The organism is Actinomadura sp. K4S16, from assembly GCF_008327685.1.
GTDB lineage: Bacteria > Actinomycetota > Actinomycetes > Streptosporangiales > Streptosporangiaceae > Spirillospora.
This window is the reverse complement of the sequence record NZ_BDDE01000014.1, coordinates 375,730-394,730: the sequence shown is the minus strand read 5'-3', so window position 1 is coordinate 394,730 and position 19,001 is coordinate 375,730. Positions and strand designations below refer to the sequence as shown.

Annotated in this window: 18 protein-coding genes; 15 read left to right on the top strand and 3 right to left on the bottom strand. The window is 73.4% G+C overall.

Going from position 1 to position 19,001, the window contains the following annotated elements:
• Positions 1-172: 172 nt before the first annotated feature.
• Genes K4S16_RS20255 through K4S16_RS20225 form a run of 7 tightly spaced genes read left to right on the top strand, consistent with a single transcriptional unit; the run spans position 173 to position 9,734 of the window.
• On the top strand, positions 173-1,459 hold the full coding sequence (locus K4S16_RS20255) for a hypothetical protein (RefSeq protein WP_235036936.1): 1,287 nt from the start codon (positions 173-175) through the stop codon (positions 1,457-1,459).
• Entirely contained in the window at positions 1,456-4,059 is a 2,604-nt protein-coding gene (locus K4S16_RS20250; RefSeq protein WP_149260539.1) for a serine/threonine-protein kinase, read from the top strand. The genes K4S16_RS20255 and K4S16_RS20250 overlap by 4 nt, the downstream gene beginning before the upstream one ends.
• Before the next feature lie 2 nt (positions 4,060-4,061).
• Positions 4,062-5,249, top strand: coding sequence for a PP2C family serine/threonine-protein phosphatase (locus K4S16_RS20245; RefSeq protein ID WP_149260538.1), 1,188 nt, complete (start codon positions 4,062-4,064; stop codon positions 5,247-5,249).
• Complete coding sequence (locus K4S16_RS20240) at positions 5,246-6,565, top strand: VWA domain-containing protein (RefSeq protein ID WP_149260537.1); 1,320 nt, start codon at positions 5,246-5,248, stop codon at positions 6,563-6,565. Before K4S16_RS20245 ends, K4S16_RS20240 begins: the two co-directional genes overlap by 4 nt.
• A 5-nt stretch (positions 6,566-6,570) precedes the next feature.
• A complete protein-coding gene (locus K4S16_RS20235) occupies positions 6,571-7,344 on the top strand; it encodes an FHA domain-containing protein (RefSeq protein WP_149260536.1) in 774 nt (257 codons plus the stop codon).
• On the top strand, positions 7,341-8,876 hold the full coding sequence (locus K4S16_RS20230) for a hypothetical protein (RefSeq protein ID WP_235036935.1): 1,536 nt from the start codon (positions 7,341-7,343) through the stop codon (positions 8,874-8,876). The genes K4S16_RS20235 and K4S16_RS20230 overlap by 4 nt, the downstream gene beginning before the upstream one ends.
• Before the next feature lie 30 nt (positions 8,877-8,906).
• The gene (locus K4S16_RS20225; RefSeq protein ID WP_149260535.1) at positions 8,907-9,734 is read left to right on the top strand and encodes a glutamate ABC transporter substrate-binding protein; all 828 of its coding nucleotides are present in this window, start codon (positions 8,907-8,909) and stop codon (positions 9,732-9,734) included.
• A 49-nt stretch (positions 9,735-9,783) separates the two neighbouring features.
• On the opposite strand, the gene K4S16_RS20220 is transcribed toward K4S16_RS20225, so the two are convergent.
• Positions 9,784-10,134: an STAS domain-containing protein gene (locus K4S16_RS20220; protein WP_149260534.1), complete on the bottom strand. Its 351-nt coding sequence runs from the start codon at positions 10,132-10,134 to the stop codon at positions 9,784-9,786.
• A gap of 411 nt (positions 10,135-10,545) precedes the next feature.
• Between K4S16_RS20220 and K4S16_RS20215 the strand changes: the two genes are divergently transcribed.
• The 7 genes from K4S16_RS20215 to hisC all read left to right on the top strand — a co-directional run bounded on the left by K4S16_RS20215 (position 10,546) and on the right by hisC (position 15,972).
• The gene (locus K4S16_RS20215; protein WP_149260533.1) at positions 10,546-11,217 is read left to right on the top strand and encodes a 1-acyl-sn-glycerol-3-phosphate acyltransferase; all 672 of its coding nucleotides are present in this window, start codon (positions 10,546-10,548) and stop codon (positions 11,215-11,217) included.
• Between the two features lie 52 nt (positions 11,218-11,269).
• Positions 11,270-11,968 (top strand): hypothetical protein, encoded by a 699-nt coding sequence (locus tag K4S16_RS20210; protein ID WP_149260532.1) that lies wholly within the window; start codon positions 11,270-11,272, stop codon positions 11,966-11,968.
• Positions 11,969-12,082: 114 nt separating this feature from the next.
• Positions 12,083-12,265, top strand: coding sequence for a hypothetical protein (locus tag K4S16_RS20205; protein WP_149260531.1), 183 nt, complete (start codon positions 12,083-12,085; stop codon positions 12,263-12,265).
• 144 nt (positions 12,266-12,409) lie between these two features.
• Positions 12,410-13,756 (top strand): flotillin family protein, encoded by a 1,347-nt coding sequence (locus K4S16_RS20200; RefSeq protein ID WP_149260530.1) that lies wholly within the window; start codon positions 12,410-12,412, stop codon positions 13,754-13,756.
• A gap of 77 nt (positions 13,757-13,833) precedes the next feature.
• Positions 13,834-14,508 carry an NUDIX domain-containing protein gene (locus K4S16_RS20195; protein WP_149260529.1) on the top strand — a complete coding sequence of 225 codons (675 nt, stop codon included), beginning with the start codon at positions 13,834-13,836 and terminating at the stop codon, positions 14,506-14,508.
• 57 nt (positions 14,509-14,565) lie between these two features.
• The gene (locus K4S16_RS20190) at positions 14,566-14,859 is read left to right on the top strand and encodes a DUF6401 family natural product biosynthesis protein (protein WP_149260528.1); all 294 of its coding nucleotides are present in this window, start codon (positions 14,566-14,568) and stop codon (positions 14,857-14,859) included.
• A gap of 39 nt (positions 14,860-14,898) precedes the next feature.
• Entirely contained in the window at positions 14,899-15,972 is a 1,074-nt protein-coding gene (gene hisC / locus K4S16_RS20185) for a histidinol-phosphate transaminase (RefSeq protein ID WP_149260527.1), read from the top strand.
• A 13-nt stretch (positions 15,973-15,985) separates the two neighbouring features.
• Here hisC and K4S16_RS20180 read toward each other — a convergent pair whose 3' ends face one another.
• Positions 15,986-17,218 (bottom strand): RNA-guided endonuclease TnpB family protein, encoded by a 1,233-nt coding sequence (locus K4S16_RS20180; RefSeq protein ID WP_149260526.1) that lies wholly within the window; start codon positions 17,216-17,218, stop codon positions 15,986-15,988.
• Between the two features lie 53 nt (positions 17,219-17,271).
• On the opposite strand from K4S16_RS20180, the gene K4S16_RS20175 reads away from it, so the two are divergent.
• Entirely contained in the window at positions 17,272-17,445 is a 174-nt protein-coding gene (locus tag K4S16_RS20175) for a type II toxin-antitoxin system prevent-host-death family antitoxin (protein ID WP_149260525.1), read from the top strand.
• Between the two features lie 109 nt (positions 17,446-17,554).
• On the opposite strand, the gene K4S16_RS20170 is transcribed toward K4S16_RS20175, so the two are convergent.
• Entirely contained in the window at positions 17,555-18,886 is a 1,332-nt protein-coding gene (locus K4S16_RS20170; protein ID WP_141579421.1) for a transcriptional regulator, read from the bottom strand.
• Between the last annotated feature and the right edge of the window lie 115 nt (positions 18,887-19,001).

Genomic DNA, 19,001 nt, shown 5'->3' with positions numbered 1-19,001 from the left:
TCCCAACGCACAGGGTACGGGCACGTGAGGATCGCTGGAGAGCGGCGGCCCCGCGACGCGGACCTGACGAGACGGAAAGCACCTTGTCTCGGTCAGTGTCACGGATCACACTTGTATGAGAACGTACGTCCGATAGTGGACCGGTCCGTGCTCCCAGACCGGTTCTGCGGGCATGCTCAGGGGGACCGAGAAGACGATCGCGGGGCAGACGTTGGACCAGAGCGGGGCAGGGGCCGCCGCGCCCATGAGCCGTGAAGGCGTCGACCATGCCCTCCGGACGCTGCGGGACGAGCGCGACCGCATCGCCGCGTCCCTCATCGAGCTGGAGCAGCACGACGGCGGACGCCTGCTCAAGGGCGCCCGGCTCACCGGCGAGACGTGGCGGCGCTGGGAGGAGGCGCAGGCCCGGCTGGCGACGCTGTGGCGGCTCTTCGACGCCTACCAGCGCGTATTGGAGACGGCGCGCGAGCTGCGCGAACGGTCGTCCCGCCTGGACGCGGCCACGCTGACGGAGCTGTCCGGGCTGCTGTCGGGCACCTCGGTGGAGCTGCCCGACGGGGAGATCCCGCTGGAGCACCGGACGCTGCTCGGCCCGCAGGAGCGCCGCATCACGCTGGACGAGGCCGTCGCGATGATGTCGGACGCCTACGAGTTCGTCGCGGGCGAGATCGCCGCCGCGGACGCCGCCTGGTCGGCGCTGCTGCAGCCGCTGGAGGACGCCGAGGAGAGCTGGCGCCGGACGGCCAGGCTGGCGCACTCGCTGGACGGCACCCGGCACCCCGAGCTCGACCGGGTCGGCCGCGAGCTGACCGCGCTCGGCCGGCTGATCCGCACCGACCCGCTGTCGCTGGTCAAGGACGGCCGCGCCGACACCGCTCGCCTCGACCGCGTCTGCGCCATACTGACCACGCTCGGCGACGAACTCGCCGGCGTCGCCCGGATGCGCGAGGACTACGCCGAACTCGTGGCGCGGGTCACGACCTCCATCGAGGAGATCGAGGAGACGGAGCGGCGGGCCCACGACGCCTACGCGACGGCCCTCGCCAAGATCCACGCGCCTCGCCTCCCGGTGCCGTCGCAGGGCCTCGGCACCGCGCTGCGCGACCGGCTCGCCGCACTCGAACGGCTGCGCGAGGCCGGCCGCTGGGTGGAGATGGCGGGGCGGTTCGCCGAACTCGAGCGCGCCGTCGAGGACGCGCTGGAACGGGCGCGGAGTGATCTGCGTCTCAGTGCGGGGCTGCTCGACCGGCGCGGCGAGCTGCGGGGGCGGCTGGAGGCCTACCGGGCGAAGGCCGCGCGGCTCGGCCTCGCCGAGGACGAGCAGCTCACCGTGCTGTACGGGGAGGCCCGCGAGGTGCTGTGGACGGCGCCCTGCGACCTGCGCAGGGCCACCGCGGTGCTGGCGGAGTACCAGAGAGCCATCAGGGCGTGCGAGAGCGAGACGGGGACCCGGCGATGAACCGATGCACCCAGCCCGGCTGCACGGGCGAGGTGGAGGCGGACGGATTCTGCGACGTCTGCGGCATGGCCCCGGCGTCCTCGCCACCCGCCGCCGAAGCGGCACAGCAGTCGGCGCAGCAGTCGGCACCGCAACAGGCGCAGCCCCGGCACGCCGTGCCCGCGAACCCGTCGCACACGGGCCCGGCGCCCATCAGCCCGTCGCCCGCCGGTCCGGCGCAGCCCGCGAGTCCGGCGGCGCAGCCCGCGCGGACGGCCGCGCCCGTGCGTCCGGCCGCCCCCGCGATGCCCGGCTACCCGGGCGCGTACGGGCGCCCCCCAGGGCCGGCCCCCGCTGCTCCTCCGGGGGGCCACGCGCCGGTGACGACCCCGGCGGTCCCCGCACCGCCGGCGGGTCCGCCGCCGGGCTCGTCCGGCCCGAGCGGGCGCGGCGGGCAGGGCCTGTCGTCCGGCAGCACGCCGACGAGCGGTTCGGGCAGCCTCGGGTCCGGGCGGACGGCCTCGCGCGGCGGCACCCGCGGTACGGGCTCGACCGGCTCGGCCAGGCGCGGCATGCTCGGCGCCGGGCTCGTCGAGGTGCCGCCGGTCCCGGCCCGCGACCCCGCCTCGGCGATCATGGAGAAGCCGGAGGTGCCGGAGAACCGGCGCTTCTGCAGCAAGTGCGACGAGAAGGTGGGGCGCAGCCGGGGCGGGCGCCCGGGACGCACCGAGGGGTTCTGCCGCAACTGCGGGCACCCGTTCTCGTTCACGCCGAAGCTCCGGCCGGGCGAGTTGATCGGCGGGCAGTACGAGGTGCTCGGCTGCCTCGCGCACGGCGGGCTCGGCTGGGTCTACCTGGCCCGCGACCACAACGTGAGCGAGCGGTGGGTCGTCCTCAAGGGCCTGCTCGACACCGGCGACGCCGATTCGCTGGCCGCCGCGACCGCCGAGCGCGCGTTCCTCGCCGAGGTCGAGCACCCCAACATCGTCAAGATCTACAACTTCGTCAAGCACGGCGACTCCGGCTACATCGTCATGGAGTACGTCGGCGGCCGCTCCCTGAAGGACATCCTCCTCAGCACCCGCCAGGAGCACGGCGACCAGGCGGCGCTGCCGCTCGGCCAGGTCATCGCCTACGGCCTGGAGGTGCTGAGCGCCCTCGGGTACCTGCACGGCGTCGGGCTGCTGTACTGCGACTTCAAGCCCGACAACGCGATCCAGTCCGAGGAGCAGCTCAAGCTGATCGACCTCGGCGGCGTCCGGCGGGCGTTCGACCCGGACAGCCCGATCTTCGGCACGCCCGGCTACCAGGCCCCCGAGATCGGCTCGCAGGGCCCCTCGGTCAGCTCCGACCTCTACACCGTGGGCCGGACGCTGGCCGTGCTGAGCTTCCCGTTCCGCGGCTACACCGGACGGCACCTGCGCAGCCTGCCGCCGCGAGAGGAGGTGCCGCTCTTCCAGCGGCACGAGTCCTACCACCGGCTGCTGCGCCGCGCCACGCACCCCGACCCCGCCCGCCGGTTCCAGAGCGCCGCCGAGATGGCCGAGCAGCTCACCGGCGTCCTGCGCGAGGTCCTGTCGGCCGAGGACGGGCGCCCGCGGCCCGCGCCGTCCCCGCTGTTCGGCCCCGAGCAGCAGACGGCCGGCACCGAGATCGTCGGCGGCCTGGACGGCGACGACGGCAGTGGCGAGGCCCGGCCGATCCTGGCGCCGGTGGAGCCGGCCGCCGCCGCGGCGGCGCTGCCCGTCCCGCTGGTGTACGCCTCCGACCCGGCCGCGGCGTTCCTCGCCGGCCTCACCGCCCGCGACCCCGCCGACCTGGCCGCGGCCCTGGCGTCCGCGCCGGTCGCGTCCCGCGAGGTGCGGCTCGCGCTGGTGCGGGTCCGCATCGAGCTGGGCGACCTCGACGGCGCCGCCCGCCTCCTGGAGGACATCGCCGCCGAGGCCCCGGACGACTGGCGCGTCGACTGGTACCGGGGCGTGCGCGCCCTCGCCGGCGGGCGAGGCACCGAGGCCGTCGCGGTGTTCAACGACCTGTACGACCTCGCGCCCGGCGAGCAGGCGCCGAAGCTGGCGCTGGCGTTCTGCCACGAGACCCTGGGTGAGACCGACGGCGCCGGCTACTACTACGAGACGGTCTGGCGCACCGACCCCACCCACGTCAGCGCCGCGTTCGGGCTGGCCCGCACCCGGCTCGCGGCGGGGGACCGCGCGTCCGCCGAGCGCGTCCTCGACTCGGTCCCCCGCATCTCCAGCCACTACCTCGCCGCGCAGCTCGCCGCCGTCGCCACCGCCGTCCGGGGGCGGAGCCCCGCGGAGCTGAACGCGCCCCTGCTCCTCGAGGCGGGACGGCGGCTGTCGTCGCTGCGCCTCGACACCGAGCGGTCGGCCGCTTTCACCGCCGAGGTGCTGGAGGCGGCGCTCGCCTGGGTGCGCGCCGGGCGCGGCACGGCCCCGCCCGGCGTCCGGCAGCAGATCCTCGACACCGACCTGGACGAGCAGGCCCTCCGCAAGAAGCTCGAGTACACCTACCGCGTGCTCGCCAAGCTCGCCGAAAGCGCCGGGCACCGCCACGCGATGGTCAGACGGGCCAACGCCGTCCGCCCGAGGACGCTCTTCTGACCATGAACGCCGACCAGCACACCCCCGTCGCGCTGTGCCGCGGCTGCGGCGAGCCCGTGAACGAACGCGACCGCTTCTGCGAGGAGTGCGGGCGGCCCGACCCCACCACGCCGAGGACCCCGCCGCTCGGCACCGCGCTGCCGCACGCCTCTCCGACGCCGCCGTCACGCGACGTCCCGTTCGGGGCCAACCCCGTCCCGCACCCGGCCCGTTCGCCGGAGCAGGCTTTCGGTCCGCGCACGCCCCCGCCCGCCGCCCCGGCGCCGGGCGGGCAGGCTCCGGCGGCGCAAGGGCGGGGCGGCGCCGCCCGGCCCGGCGGCGGACGAGGCTCCTGCGTGGACTGCGGCGGCGGCACCATCGGCGCGGACGGCTACTGCGAGCAGTGCGGGCTGCGGCAGCCGAGCGGCCGCGAGCACGTCGAGGCCGAGGCGGGCCGGTTCGGCGCGGCGGTGAGCGACCTGGGGCTGCGGCGCAGCCGCAACGAGGACGCGTTCGCCCTCGCGGCGCTGCCCGCGGGCGTGTGCGCGGTGGTGTGCGACGGGGTGGCGACGGCGCCCGGGTCGGAGGAGGCGTCCCGGCTGGCGGCCGAGGCGGCAGTGGCCGTGCTGACCGGCCGCGTCTCGGTCGGCATGGACCCGCAGGGCGCGATGCGCGACGCGGCGGCGAGGGCGGCGGAGGTCGTGGCGGGGCTGCCCGGCGATCCCGACTCCTCGCCCGCGTGCACGTTCGTGTCGGCCGTCGTCGACGCGGGCGGCATCACCGTCGGGTGGGTCGGCGACAGCCGCGCCTACTGGCTGTCGGCGGCGGGCTCGTGCCGGCTGACCAAGGACGACTCGTGGGCCTCGTCCATGGTCGACCAGGGGGCGATGAGCGCCGAGGACGCGTGGGCCGACCGGCGGGCGCACACGCTGACCGCCTGGCTGGGGGCGGACGCGGGCCCGGTCGAACCGCACGTGGCGGCGTTCCGGCCGACGGGCCCCGGGCTGGTGGTGCTGTGCAGCGACGGGCTGTGGAACGACCTGCCGGAGCCGTCCGCCCTCGCGGAGGTGGCCCTCGCGGGCCGGGACGGACCGCTGGACACCGCCCGGCGGCTGCTGCGGGCGGCGCTGGACGCGGGCGGGCACGACAACGTGACGGTGGCGGTGCTCCCCTACCCGCCGCCAGAACCGACCAGGGAGCGGGGCAGATGAGCGATTTTCCGGAGTTCACCGTCCGTGTTGACCAGAACCCCTACCTCCCGGCAGGCGGACGGGAGATGCACGCGATCGTCTCGGTGGAGGCGCGCTCGTCCGGCGGCGCGGGCCCGGTCGTGGACGACGGGCGCGCCCCGGCCGCGGAGATCATCATCATCGACACCTCCGGGTCGATGTCGTACCGGGGCAAGATGGCGGCGGCGAAGCGGGCGGCGCGGGCGGCGGTGAACGTGCTGCGCGACGGCGTGCACTTCGCGGTGGTCGCCGGCGCGAACCGGCCGCGCATGGTCTACCCGCAGGGGGAGCGGCTCGTCCGGGCCGACGCGGCGTCCCGGCGGAGCGCGGTGAACGCGGTGGGGCGGCTGGAGGCGGCCGGCGGGACGGCGATCGGGTCGTGGCTGCGGCTCGCCGACCGGCTGTTCGCCGGGCACGACGCCGCCGCGGCTGGCGCCGTGAAGCACGCGATCCTGCTCACCGACGGCAAGAACCAGCACGAGTCCGACGCGGAGCTCGACGCGGCGCTGCGCCACTGCACCGGCAACTTCCTGTGCGACGCGCGCGGCGTCGGCACCGACTGGAACGTCGCCGAGCTCCGCAAGATCACCTCGGTGCTGCTGGGCGGGTTCCTGGACGTCCCCGACCCGGCCGACCTGGAGGCCGACTTCCTGGCGATGACGCGGGCCGCGATGAGCAAGCAGGTCGCCGACGTGACGCTGCGCGTGTGGACGCCGCAGCAGGCGCGGCTCCGGTTCATCAAGCAGATGATCCCCGCCGTGGAGGACCTCACCGCCCGCCGGGTCGAGTCGGGGACGCAGACCGGCGACTACCCGCTCGGCGCGTGGGGCGACGAGAACCGCGAGTACCACCTGTGCGTGGAGGTGCAGCCGGGCGACGTCGGACGGCAGATGCGGGCCGCGTGGGTGAAGCTCGTCGCGGGCGACCAGGTCCTCGCGTCCGGCAACGTCATCGCCGAGTGGACCGACGACGAGGCCAGGTCGACGCGCATCAACGGCCGCGTCGCGCACCACACCGGGCAGTCCGAGCTCGCCGAGGCGATCCAGCAGGGCCTGGAGGCGCGGCGGGAGGGCGACGAGGACACCGCCACCGCCCGGCTCGGACGGGCCGTGGTGCTGGCGCGGGAGGTCGGCAACGAGCAGATCTCCGGCCTGCTCGACAAGGTCGTGGACGTGGTCGACCCGGTGCACGGCACCGTGCGGCTGAAACGGGATGTCGCGAAGGCGGACGAGATGTCGCTCGACACCCGCTCCGTCCGGACCGTGCGGACCCGGCACGGCGACGAGGCAGGGGGCTGAGCCCCATGCCGGTCTGCCCGAGCGGGCACGCGTCCCAGGCCGCCGACTACTGCGACGTGTGCGGCGACCTCATGGACGGCGCGCAGCGCGCCGAGTTCGCCGAGCCGGAGCCCGCGTCCTCGCCTACCGCCGCGCCGGCCTCCGAGCCCGCGTCGCGGGAGGAGCCCGCCTGCCCGCGCTGCGGGACGCCGCGCTCCGGCCGCTTCTGCGAGGAGGACGGGTACGACTTCGAGACCGGCACCGTCTACACCGTCGAGTTCACCCCGGCGGGCACCGCCCGCGCGGTGCCGCTGGTGCCGCAGCAGCGCCAGGGCAGCGGGCCCGTCGCCCCGCAGCCGGTCCCGGCGCCGGTCCCGGCGGCGACCGGGCCGCACGCGCTGATCAAGGCCGACCGCGCCTACTTCGACTCGGTCCTCGCGGAGATGGGCCCGGACGCCGCGGGGCTCGCGTTCCCGCCGTACTGCCCGGAGCGCCGCGTCCCGCTGCTCGGCGGCCAGGTCCGGATCGGGCGGCGCAGCACGTCCCGCGCGCTGCTGCCCGAGATCGACCTCAGCGCGCCGCCCGAGGACCCGGGCGTCTCGCATCTGCACGCCGTCCTGCTGTCGCGGCCGGACGGCGCCTGGAACCTGATCGACCCCGGTTCGACGAACGGCACGACGGTGAACGGCGCGACGGAGCCGATCCCGGTGAACGTGCCGGTTCCGGTCGGTCACGGCGACCGCATCCACGTGGGCGCCTGGACGACCATCACGCTGTCCCTGCAGGAGGGCACGCCATGACGATGAGCCCCGCACCGCCGGCGGCGCCCGCGCCGCGACCGTCCGGGCAGCCGCCCCTGCCCGAGCAGCCCGCGGAGGGGACACCCGCCGTCCCGCAGCGAGCGGGCCGCCTCAGGACGTTCGTACGCGGCCGGTGGCTGAAGACGATCCCGGGCCGCATCCGCGCGCACGTCGTGCTGTGCCTGGCCGCGCTCGTGGCGCTGCTGGCCGTCCTCACCGTCGCGATCGGCAACGCGCGCGACTCCGTCGAGACGATCGGGCACGACGCCGGTCCGCAGGTCGTCGCGACCGGCACGCTGTACTTCGCGCTCAGCGACATGGACGCGCAGGTCTCCAACATCCTGCTGATCGGCCGCGAGCACGGCCTCGGCATCGGCTACGACGAGACGCTGCGGGTGTACGAGAGGCGCCGCGCGGAGGCCGACGCGGCGGCGGTGCAGGCCGCGCAGCTCGCGGGACGCGACCCGGCGCTGCGGCGGACCGTCCAGGAGGTGCTGGACGGGCTCGGCAAGTACGAGCGGCTCGTCGGCCAGGCCATGCAGCTCGACGCGCAGTCCGACCACGCGCCCGGCGAGACGCCGGCGCAGGTCCTGGACGCCTACCGGCAGGCCACCGACCTCATGAAGCTGCAGCTGCTGCCGAAGGCCTACAACATCACCCTCGACACCGGCGCGACCGTCCGGCAGTCGTACGAGACGAAGCGGTCCGCGGTGCTGACCGGGCGCACCTGGGTGGCCGTCACCGGCGTGATCGTGCTGCTGCTCCTGATCGCGACGCAGCTGTACCTGGTGCGGACGTTCCGCCGTGTCCTCAACCCGGCGCTGGTGCTGGCGACGCTCGCCACCGTCGTCCTCACCGCGGTGGGGGCGGGCCTGCTGACCGCGCACGCCGGGCACATCAAGAAGGCGAAGCAGGACGGGTTCGACTCGATCCTGCAGCTGTCGCGGGCCCGCGCGATCAGCCACAGCGCGTTCGCGGACGAGAGCCGCTACCTCCTCGACCCCGGCCGCGCGGACACCTACGAGCAGACCTACCTCGACAAGTCGCTGGCCGTGATCTACCCCGACCTCGGCGACAAGCCGGTGAACCTGGAGAACTACTACGCGGGCCTGGAGCAGAAGGCCGGCGCGTACCGGCCGGGCTCGGGCACCGCGCCGTTCCTCGGCTTCTTCGGGGACGAGGCGCGGACGGCGGGCGGCGGACGCGAGGGCGACGCGCTGGCGAAGACGCTCGCGGCGTACCGGGCCGTCCAGCGCAACGACGCGCGGATGCGGCAGCTCGCGGCGGCGGGGAACCGGACCGGCGCGGTCGACCTGCGGATGGGCCGCACCTCCAACGCGATCCGCGACTTCGACGCCTACGACGCGGCGCTGAGCTCGCTGACCGCCGTCCACCAGGACGCCTTCGACAAGGCGATCAGGGACGCCGACGGCGGGCTGCGCGGCTGGAACGCGGTGCCGCCGGTGGCCGCCGCCGTCATCGCCGCACTGATCATCGCGGGGGTCCGTCCCCGGCTGGCCGAGTTCCGCTGACCGAGTTCGCCTGATCAAGGAGATCAAGCCATGCGCGCGACCCGTGCCATCGCCGCCCCGGGGGCCGTCCTCGCCGCGGCGGCGCTGCTGTCGGCCTGCGGCCTCGGCGCCGAGAAGGAGCAGTCCATCGTGGACAAGGGCTCCCTGGTCGTCGGCGTGAAGGAGGACCAGCCAGCCCTCGGGGTGAAGCGCCCGGACGGGACGTACGAGGGCTTCGACGTCGACGTGGCGACCTACATCGCCGGCAAGCTGGGCGTGCCGAAGAGCCGGCTGAAGTTCACGACGACGAACTCCTCCGTCCGCGAGGAGGCGCTCGCCAAGGGCCGGGTCGACATGATCGTCGCGACGTACTCGATCACCGCGAAGCGGAAGTCGAAGGTCACCTTCGCCGGCCCGTACTACGTCGCCCACCAGGACACCTTCGTCCGCGCCGACGCCGCCGCGATCAGGAACGTGCGGGACCTCAAGGGCAAGCGGATCTGCGCGGTGAAGGGCTCGAACTCCTGGCGCCGCGTGATCGAGGAGCGCAAGGTCGCCGCGAAGCCGGTCGAGGTGGGGACCTACGGCGCCTGCATGGAGGGGCTCGCCGGCGGCCGCCTCGACGCGGTGTCGACCGACGACCTGATCCTCGCCGGGTTCGCCTCCGGCCGCCCCGGACGGATGATCAACGCCCCGTTCACCGACGAGAAGTACGGCGTCGGTCTGAAGAAGGGGGACCTGAAGGGCTGCGAGGAGGTCAACCGGGCGATCACGGACATGTACCAGGACGGGACCGCGCAGCGGCTGCTGGCCAAGTGGTTCGGCAAGTCGGGGCTCAAGCTGACGACGAGCGTCCCCCAGTTCGAGGGCTGCGGCTGAACCGGGGGTGTGGGGGTCGCCCCCCACAAGGAGCGCGCCTGAGCTTGCGCTACGGCGTCGTGGACGGGAAGGCGCCGATGGCCTCCCGCAGCGTGTCGTGGATCGGGATGAACTTGTCGATCCCGGTGATGCGGAAGACCCGCTGGACGCGCGGCGGCAGCGCCACCAGCGCGAGGTGCGTGCCGCGCTCGCCGGCGCGGCGGTTGGCGGCGACGATCGCGTTCAGCCCGGTGGAGTCGCAGAACGTGACCTCGCGCATGTCGACGACCATGGGCTCGCCGGTCTCCACGGCCTCGAAGAGCGCCTCCTCGAAGCGCGCACGGGAGACCACGTCGATGTCGCCCTTCACGCGGACGAGCGTGCAGCGGTCGTCGCGCATCAGGCTGATGTCGAAGTCCATCGTCACCTCACGCCCCACTCCGGTGGTACCCGGCCATCTCAGGTGACTCCTCAGGATTGCGCACCCGTGCCCGTATTCCAAGCAGTTCCCGGGAAAAGGACCAGGTCGCCCGCCCGGGCCCGCGGACCGTAACGCGGAGGGCCGGACGCCCGTCTGATCCCCGGTCCCGACTGTACCTGACGATGCGCCCGGGGCCTCCGGGTGCCTCCCAGGAGATCCGGTAAACGGGGTAATAACTTACTGAAGAGAAACTTACTTGACGGTAAGGAATGGCCGCGAATCCCGCTCGTACCGAGGCTGACCAGCGCTTGGACCATTCCTGGCCCGCTGCTGGACGGGAAAGGAGGACGCTGACCGCGGCCCGGATCGGCGCGGAGGTTACAGTGGCGGTGGCGAAATTCGGGAGGCTGGATGTTCTACACGTTCATGACGCGCGTGGTGCGTCCGATCCTCTGGCTGCTTTTCCGTCCGCGGGTCGTGGGCGGGGAGAACGTGCCGAGCTACGGGCCGCTCATCGTGGCGAGCAACCACCTGTCGTTCATCGACAGCTTCATCATCCCCCTGGCGGTCCCGCGTCCGGTCACCTACATCGCCAAGGCGGCCTACTTCGAGGGCGGCGGGCTCAAGAACCGCTTCGTCCGCTGGTTCCTCACCAACCTCGGCCACGTCCCGGTGCGGCGCGGCGCCCGGCGGGCCGCCATGGGCGCCCTCGAGCAGGCCCTGGAGGTGCTCGACAACGCCGGCGCGTTCGCGATCTACCCGGAGGGCACCCGCTCCCCGGACGGGCGCCTCTACCGCGGCCGGACGGGCATCGGCTGGCTCGCCCTGGAGTCCGGTGCCCGCGTCCTGCCGGTCGCCCTGGAGGGCACCGAGAAGATCCAGCCGATCGGCGCGGGGTTCCCGCGCGTGTTCGGGCCGCGCCCCACCGTGCGGATCGGCCCGCCGATGGACTTCTCCCGCTACCGCGACCTGCCGCCCGCCAAGGCCCGGCGCGCCATCACCGACGAGATCGTCGAGACGATCCAGAAGATGTCCGGCCAGGAGTACGCCGGGGAGTACAACGAGCGGGCCGAAAAGGGCTGACCCGCGTGTCGCCGGGGGCGGCGGGCCCCTTCCGCGCCGTAGGGTCGCGGCCATGGCGCACAGGCTCCTCCCGGTCATGCTGCTGCTGTCGACGGCCGTCGCGGCCACCGCGTGCGGCGGCGACGCCGAGCGCGCGAGCCAGGTCCGCGGCACCGCCCGCGCCGAGGCGGCGGGCATCGGCTACACCTCCGCCCAGCTGCTGCAGGCGCTGCTCCAGCAGCCGTCCGGCTACCGGCGCGCCGGGGAGCCCGACTGGGGCGAGTACGGCTCGCTGAAGGCCATCCAGAACGCCTCCCGGCTCCAGCGGGACGCCGTCCTCGACAAGCCCCGCTGCGGGACGGGACGTCCGGGCGGCGGCGTGGCCGGCGACGTGCCCGCCGCGCTCGTCTCGTTCACCGGCAGCCGCGGCGTGACCGCGACCGAGACCCTCATGGGCATGTCCGCCGGGGACGCCGAGAAGCAGGTCAACGCCCGCGTCACCCCCGGCTGCCTGAAGTTCCGCACGAGGGTCGGCTCCGCCTGGGCCGAGCACAGGGTGGTCGAGGCCCCGAAGGGCGACATCGGCGAGGGGTCGCGCACCGTCGGGGTCAGTACCGCGAGCGGCGGAGCCCGCACCCGGACCTGGTACGTCGTGTTCCGGGGCCGCCACTACCTCGCCACGATCACCGTCTTCGGGCCCGGTGCCACCCGCGCCGAGGCCGAGCGCCTGGCCCGCGAGGCACTGGCCCAGGCCCAGCGTGTCCTGCCCTGAGTCCGCGGGCTCACCGCCGGTCCCCCGGACCGGATAGCGTTCGCCTTACGCGGCGCGGAGAGCGGCTCCGGCGGACCAGTCCAGGGGGTGTCCTTGATCGGTAAGGAGGGCCGGGTGACCGGCCGGATCGGACCCGGGCTGGTCGGCGAGGTGATGATCGCGGTCCGCGGCGGGGCGGAGGCGTTCTACGCCCATCCCGTCGACCCGCGCGACGAGATCGGCGTCGGCTCGATCGTCGTCGTGGTCGAGTACCACCCGCCCCGGACGGTGTACGTGGCGCCCGCGCTGGCCCGTTGAGCGTCCCCGAGAAGGTGGCCCGATGAGGCCATGAACTTCCAGGCCGGAGATCGAACCGAACGCTCCTCTGCCGCGTCTGATGGGAAACGCGGACGGGCCTGACATTCCGGGGCCGGCCGCCCAACCCCCGGAGGAGGAGGCCCCATGCCCGTGCTCGCCGTGGCGGGCGGCGTCGTCGTCGCCATCATCGTGCTGATCATCCTGTTCAAGATGGTCTGGCGGGTCGCCGAGCCGAACGAGGCCCTGATCATCTCCGGGCTCGGCGCCAAGTCCAAGCCGATCGACGGGGTGGACAGCCTCGGATTCAAGATCGTGACGGGCAAGGGGACGTCCGTCCTGCCCGGCTTCCAGACGGCGCGCCGGCTGCGGCTCGACAGCCGCGCCGCGAACCTGGAGGTCAACTGCGTGACGCAGCAGGGCATCCCGGTCAAGGTCCGCGGTGTGGTCATCTACAAGGTCGGGGACGACTTCGTCTCGATCGCCAACGCCGCGCGCCGCTTCCTGGAGCAGCAGAACTCGATGGACGGCGCGATCCACGAGCTGTTCACCGGCCACCTGCGCTCCATCATCGGCAACCTCACCGTCGAGGACCTCATCCTCAACCGCGAGCGGCTCACCTCCGAGACCCGCGGTTCGGCCGCCGACGAGATGAGCAAGCTCGGCCTGGTCGTGGACTCCCTGCAGATCCAGGAGATCGACGACGAGACCGGCTACATCACCAACCTCGGCCGCCCGCACGCCGCCAGGGTCGCCGCCGCCGCCCGCATCGCCGAGGCCGAGCGCAACCAGGAGGCCACCGCGCGCGAGCAGGAGACCGAGCGGCAGAACGCGGCCGTCATCCGGGACACCGAGATGAAGAAGGCCGAGTACGAGGGCCAGGTGCAGCAGGCCGCGCAGCAGGCCCGGCAGGAGGTCATCCTCAAGGAGACCCGCAACGCCGAGCTGGAGGCCGAGCGCACCGAGAAGCGGCTGGAGAGCGAGGTCCGCAAGCCCGCCGACGCCCGCGCCTACGAGCAGGTCAAGCTGGCGGAGGCCGAGCGCGAGGAGCGCATCTCCTACGCCCAGGCCGCCGCGACCGAGGTCCAGCTCAAGGCGCAGCGCGAGTCCGAGGCCATCCGGCTGATCGGTGAGGCCGAGGCGGACGCGACCCGGCGCAGGGGCCTCGCCGAGGCCGAGGCGATCAAGGCCCGCGCGGAGGCGCTGGCGGAGAACACCGACGCCGTCATCGCCCAGCAGCTCGCCGAGAAGTGGCCGCAGATCGTCGAGGCGGGCGCGGGCGTGTTCGGCAACGTCGACAACATGGTCGTGCTGAACGGCGCGCAGGGCGTGGAGGACATGCTCGCCAAGGCCCTCACCCTCGGCGGCACCGGCCTCGGCGTCGCCCGCCAGCTCCTGGGCAACCTGAACGCCCAGAGCGCCCCGGTCGGAGCCAACGGACACGGCGGCGCCCCGGCGGCGACCGTCCCGGTGGAGATCCCCAAGGAGGACTAGGCGCCGATGCGAGGAAGGCCCGGCCCCGCCGGGCCTTCCTGGCCTCGGAGGTGGGCCGGTCCCGCTAAGTTCGTTGCATGTCCGTGCCGCGGCTTGCCGTTTCCGTCGACCTGGTCGTGCTCACCGTGCGGGAGCAGCGCCTGTGCGCGCTGCGGTGGCGGCGCGACCGGGCGCCCTACGAGGGGGCGTGGTCGCTGCCGGGCGGGTTCATCCAGCTCGACGAGGACCTGCCGGTCGCCGCGGCCCGGCTGATGGCGGAGCGGGCCGGGCTCGCGGACGTGCGGATCCACCTGGAGCAGCTCGCGACCTACGGGTACCCGGACCGCGACCCCCGGCAGCGCGTGGTGAGCGTCGCGTACCTGGGGCTCGCGCCCGACCTGCCCGCGTCCAGCCGGGCCCAGGTGCTGTGGACGGCCGTGGACGACCTCCTGCACCACGACCGGGCCGCGTTCGACCACCGGCGCATCCTGTGCGACGGGATGGAGCGGGCGCGGGCGAAGCTGGAGTACACCTCGCTGGCGGCGGCGTTCTGCCCGCCGGAGTTCACGGTCGCCGAGCTCCGCCGCGTCTACGAGATCGTGTGGGGCACGACCCTCGACCCGCGGAACTTCCACCGGAAGGTGACCGGCGCCGACCGGTTCCTCATCCCGACCGACCGGACGACGACGCGCGACGGCGGACGCCCCGCCAGGCTGTACCGCAGGGGCGACGCCGAGCAGTTGCGGCCGCCCATGCTGCGGCCCCGCGGATGAGCTTTTACCTGGGGTGATGTTCCGAGCAGCGCCGGACCGTTGCTAGTTTCACCCCCTATGAACGGTGACTCGCCAGAAGCGCTCGGCCTGATCGTCCGGGACATCGGTGAGGCGGGCGTCGCGGAGATGGCCGGCTCCCCGGGTCTCGCGGCGGCCGTCGACCAGCACGTGGCCAGCCTCCGCGACGAGCTCGGCGCACCGGGCGAACCGCCCGGCGCGGAGGAGCTCATGGGGTACCTGCACGGTTTCGCGGAGGACGCCTTCAACCGGGGATGGTGGCCCGCCGACACCCGGGACTGGGAGTTCGTCCGAATCGTGGCGGTTTGTTGGATGATGAGGGACGCTGCGTAGGCTGGGGATCATCACCCCTGTGCAATCTGGAGGACAACGGTGTCCGAGGCAACCACACCCCGCTTCCGCTCCGTCCTCGACCGGTTCGTGGCCTACAAGCCCGGCAAGGTCGTGGTGTCGCCCGAGGGGCGCTCGTTCAAGCTCTCGTCGAACGAGTCGCCGCACGGGCCGCTCCCCTCGGTCGTGGAGGCGATCGGCGAGGCGGCGCGCAACGTCAACCGCTACCCGGACAACAACGCGACCGCGCTGACCGAGGCGATCGCGTCCTTCTGCGGCGTCCCCGCCGACCACGTCGCGGTGGGCTGCGGCTCCGTCGGGATGACCCAGATGCTGCTGGAGGCCGTCGCCGAGCCGGGGGCCGAGGTCGTCTACGCGTGGCGGTCGTTCGAGGCGTACCCGCTGCTGGTGTCGCTGTCGGGCGCGACGAGCGTCCAGGTGCCGCTGCGGGACGAGACCCACGACCTGAGCGCGATGGCGGACGCGATCACCGAGAACACGCGGCTGATCTTCCTCTGCAACCCGAACAACCCGACCGGGACCGTCGTGCGCCGCGCGGAGATCGAGGCGTTCCTCGACCGCGTTCCCGCCGACTGCCTGGTCGTGCTGGACGAGGCGTACCGCGAGTACATCCGCGACGAAGAGGTGCCCGACGGGCTCACCCTCTACGGCGACCGCCCGAACCTCGCGATCCTGCGCACGTTCTCCAAGGCCTACGGCCTCGCGGGCCTGCGCATCGGCTACCTCGTCGCGCACCCGCTCGTGGCCGGATCCATCCGCAAGACGTTCCTGCCGTTCAGCGTGAACTCCGTCGCGCAGGCCGCCGGCATCGCGTCCCTCGAGGCCACCGACGAGCTGATGCAGCGCGTCGAGGGCACGGTGCAGGAACGCGTCCGCGTCCGCGACTCCCTCCTCGCCGACGGCTGGACGGTCCCGCCCACCGAGGCCAACTTCGTCTGGCTGCGCCTCGGCGACCGCACGATGGAGTTCTCGGCAGCCTGCGACGCCCAGGGCGTGAGCGTCCGCCCCTTCGACGGCGAGGGCGCCCGCGTCTCCATCGGCTCCCCGGAGGAGAACGACGCCTTCCTGGCCGTCGCCAAGACCTTCAACCGTTGACATCCTCTCCGCCCTAAAGGACGGAGATTCCCTCCACGCTGCGCGTTGACCGTGCTGCGTCCGGGTGGGTTACCGCTTCACTGCGCGGTGCCGGGACGTGTCCCGGTCCTACCTGCGCTCGACGGTCGTTTAGCCTGTCCGCCTGCCCGGCGGCCAGGATGTTGATGGCGGCGTTGACGTCCCGGTCGTGGACCGCCCCGCACGGGCAGGTCCACGACCGGACGTTCAGCGGCATCGACTCGGCCAAGGTCCCGCAGGTCGAGCACAGCTTGGAGGAGGGGAACCAGCGGTCCACCCGCGCGAAGGAGCGGCCGTGCCGGGCGGCCTTGTATTCCAGCATCGCCACGAAGCGGGACCAGCCCGCGTCGTGCACGCTCTTGGCCAGCCGCGTACGCGCAAGGCCGTTCACCGCCAGGTCCTCCACGTAGACCGCTTGGTTGTCACGGATCAACTGGGTGGAGAGCTTGTGGTGATGGTCCCGGCGCGCGTCGGCGACGCGGGCGTGCAGCCGCGCGACCCTCGCGGCGGCCTTCTTGCGGTTCGCCGATCCCTTCTGTTTGCGCGACAGGGCTTGCCGGGCCTTGCGGAGACGGCGTTCGGCGCGGCGCAGGAACCTCGGCGAGGACACCTTCCGGCCGTCCGACAGCACCGCGAAATGCGTGAGCCCCAGATCGATGCCGACATCGGCTGCCGCCTGCGGTAGGGGCTCGTCCGGCACTTCCACCACGAACGAGGCGAAGTACCGTCCGGCCGCGTCCTTGATCACTGTCACGCTTGACGGCTCGGACGGCAGGTTCCGTGACCACCGGACCCGCACGTCCCCGATCTTGGGCAGGCGCAGTTTCCCGCCCGGCGTGATCCTCCAGCGGGCGTTGCGGGTGAACCGGATCGCTTGGCGCCGGTCCTTGCGGGACCGGAACCGGGGCGGCGCGACCCCGCGGCCCTTGCGCGTGCCCGACACCGAGGCGAAGAAGTTGCGGTAGGCGGTGTTCAAGTCGGCCAGGGCCTGCTGCAGGACGACGGCCGACACCTCGCCCAGCCACGCCCGCTCGCCGGTCTTCTTCGCCTCCGTGATCACCCGCTTGGACAGTTCCCCGTCCAAGGGGTAGGGCAGCCCCGCCGCATGCGCTTCCTGGCGTGCACGCAGGGCGTCGTTGAACACTACCCGCGCGCACCCGAACGCCCGCGCCAGCGATTGCTGCTGGCCGGGGGTCGGGTAGAGCCGGAAGTTGTACCTGAGCTGCACGCTTGGATTGTACATCCATGCACTTTAAGAAGCTTGGTCGTACACTGACGTTCATGAAGTCGGAAGAGATGAGCGTCGCCGACGCACGCCGCCAGTTCGCCGACGTCCTCAACGACGCCGCCGTCCGGGGACGCATCACCTACATCACGAACCGGGGCCGCCGCATCGCCGCGATCGTCCCCGTCCCCATCGCCGAAGCCGCCGACCCGGACCACGACGCCCCCTAATGCCGGCCCGGTCAAGGCACGCTCGGGCCTGAAAGCCCTCCCGCTCGGGCCTTCACCCCCGGCCTGAAAGCCCAAGCACTGTCCCGCAACCCGGTAGCCGACCGATCCCTCAGCTGGTCTTCGCGGCCGGGCCGAGCTTCTCGACGATCAGGCGGTAGAGCTGGCGGGGGCGGCCCGGCTGGGGGGTGCGGTTCGGGGGGAGTGGCCAGGCGAGGCCCTCTTCGACCAGGGTGCGCAGGAGGCGGCGGGCCGTGCGGGGCGTGACGCCGAGCATCTTGCCGGCGTTCTCCGCGTCCACTATGAGGGGCTGCTCCTGGTCGCCGAGCTTGTCGGCGAGCCGGGCCAGGATCTCCAGGCCCTTCGGCTTGGCCTGCGGCTGGGCGCGCGGCGGCGTGCGGGGCGCGGGGACGAGCGCGCGGCCGTCGCGGTCCAGCGCGAAGCCCTGCGCCCGCTGGGAGCTCTGGGAGCGCGCCAGGGCGGCGCGGGCGTGGTTCTCCGCCTCGTGGGCCGTGCGGCCCATGCCGATGCCGACCTCGATGGCGAGGCCGAGTTCCTCGCGGACGCGCTCGACGAACGGCGGGGTGCGGAACCCCTCGGTGGACGCGGTGACGGAGCCGCGCGTCGCGATGACGAGGTAGCTGTGGTCGTCGACGGGCCAGACGGAGGCGTTCATCCGGTGCGCCTCCTGGAGGAGCACCCGGTGCAGGGCCAGCTTCAGCTCGTCGCGCCAGTAGCGGGGGGTGACGCGGCGCGGGGTCTCGCGGAGGGTCGGGACGTCCACGAGCACGACGACGAGCTGCGACTCCTCGAGGCGGTGGTGGGCGCCGAGGAGCGCGGCGGTCTGCAGGGAGCTGCGGATCGCGGCCCCGGTCGGCCGGACGCGGATGGTCGGGACGCCCGCCATCTCCATGCGCTCGGCGGTCGCGTGCACGCAGGTCATCGCGACGGTCGTGGCGCCGCGCCGCCAGAGCCGCTCGTGGAAGGCGGCGAGCGTGCCGGGGCCCGCGGCCTCCTCGCGCAGGTGCACCTGCTCGGTGCCGAGGCTGATCTCGGAGTAGGCCTCCTCGACCTCGGCGCGGCCGAGCACGTCGATGCTGACCCGGGCGGGGTCGAAGCGCTCGTCGAGGGACGCCCGCAGCAGCGCGCCCTGCAGGGCGGCGCCGTTCAGCGGCACGTAGGTGGCGGGCATCGTGAGGACGCCGGCCTTGCGCGCGAAGTCGTACGGGACGGGACTGGCGAACAGGCACACGTCCACGCCCGAGCCCAGGCGGACGACCTTGTCGGCCGCCTCCTGCTCGTCGCGGTACGCGGCGGCCACCAGCCTGCTCGGTACGGGTGTGGGGCCGTGGCCCATCAGCATGACCCGTTCCACGAGGTCATGAGGGCCCACGACACCGATCGTGAGGTCGGGGGTGACCGACCCCGTTCGTGCCGCCGTCATCGATGATCGCTCGCTTCCGATCCGGCCTCTCGGCGGGGTCGCCGCCCCGGCCACCTGCTCGCGCACGTTCCGCCCAACGGTTGACTCATGGCTTGTCGCCCCTGCCTTCTGACCC

Excerpts from the sequence above, each read along its gene's own strand:
- K4S16_RS20175 (WP_149260525.1), top strand. The coding sequence starts at position 17,272 with ATGAAGTCGGAAGAGATGAGCGTCGCCGACGCACGCCGCCAGTTCGCC.
- K4S16_RS20170 (WP_141579421.1), bottom strand. The coding sequence starts at position 18,886 with ATGACGGCGGCACGAACGGGGTCGGTCACCCCCGACCTCACGATCGGT.
- K4S16_RS20195 (WP_149260529.1), top strand. The coding sequence starts at position 13,834 with ATGTCCGTGCCGCGGCTTGCCGTTTCCGTCGACCTGGTCGTGCTCACC.
- K4S16_RS20225 (WP_149260535.1), top strand. The coding sequence starts at position 8,907 with ATGCGCGCGACCCGTGCCATCGCCGCCCCGGGGGCCGTCCTCGCCGCG.
- K4S16_RS20210 (WP_149260532.1), top strand. The coding sequence starts at position 11,270 with ATGGCGCACAGGCTCCTCCCGGTCATGCTGCTGCTGTCGACGGCCGTC.
- K4S16_RS20215 (WP_149260533.1), top strand. The coding sequence starts at position 10,546 with ATGTTCTACACGTTCATGACGCGCGTGGTGCGTCCGATCCTCTGGCTG.
- K4S16_RS20230 (WP_235036935.1), top strand. The coding sequence starts at position 7,341 with ATGACGATGAGCCCCGCACCGCCGGCGGCGCCCGCGCCGCGACCGTCC.
- K4S16_RS20190 (WP_149260528.1), top strand. The coding sequence starts at position 14,566 with ATGAACGGTGACTCGCCAGAAGCGCTCGGCCTGATCGTCCGGGACATC.
- K4S16_RS20220 (WP_149260534.1), bottom strand. The coding sequence starts at position 10,134 with ATGGACTTCGACATCAGCCTGATGCGCGACGACCGCTGCACGCTCGTC.
- K4S16_RS20255 (WP_235036936.1), top strand. The coding sequence starts at position 173 with ATGCTCAGGGGGACCGAGAAGACGATCGCGGGGCAGACGTTGGACCAG.
- K4S16_RS20250 (WP_149260539.1), top strand. The coding sequence starts at position 1,456 with ATGAACCGATGCACCCAGCCCGGCTGCACGGGCGAGGTGGAGGCGGAC.
- K4S16_RS20200 (WP_149260530.1), top strand. The coding sequence starts at position 12,410 with ATGCCCGTGCTCGCCGTGGCGGGCGGCGTCGTCGTCGCCATCATCGTG.
- K4S16_RS20235 (WP_149260536.1), top strand. The coding sequence starts at position 6,571 with ATGCCGGTCTGCCCGAGCGGGCACGCGTCCCAGGCCGCCGACTACTGC.
- K4S16_RS20245 (WP_149260538.1), top strand. The coding sequence starts at position 4,062 with ATGAACGCCGACCAGCACACCCCCGTCGCGCTGTGCCGCGGCTGCGGC.
- K4S16_RS20240 (WP_149260537.1), top strand. The coding sequence starts at position 5,246 with ATGAGCGATTTTCCGGAGTTCACCGTCCGTGTTGACCAGAACCCCTAC.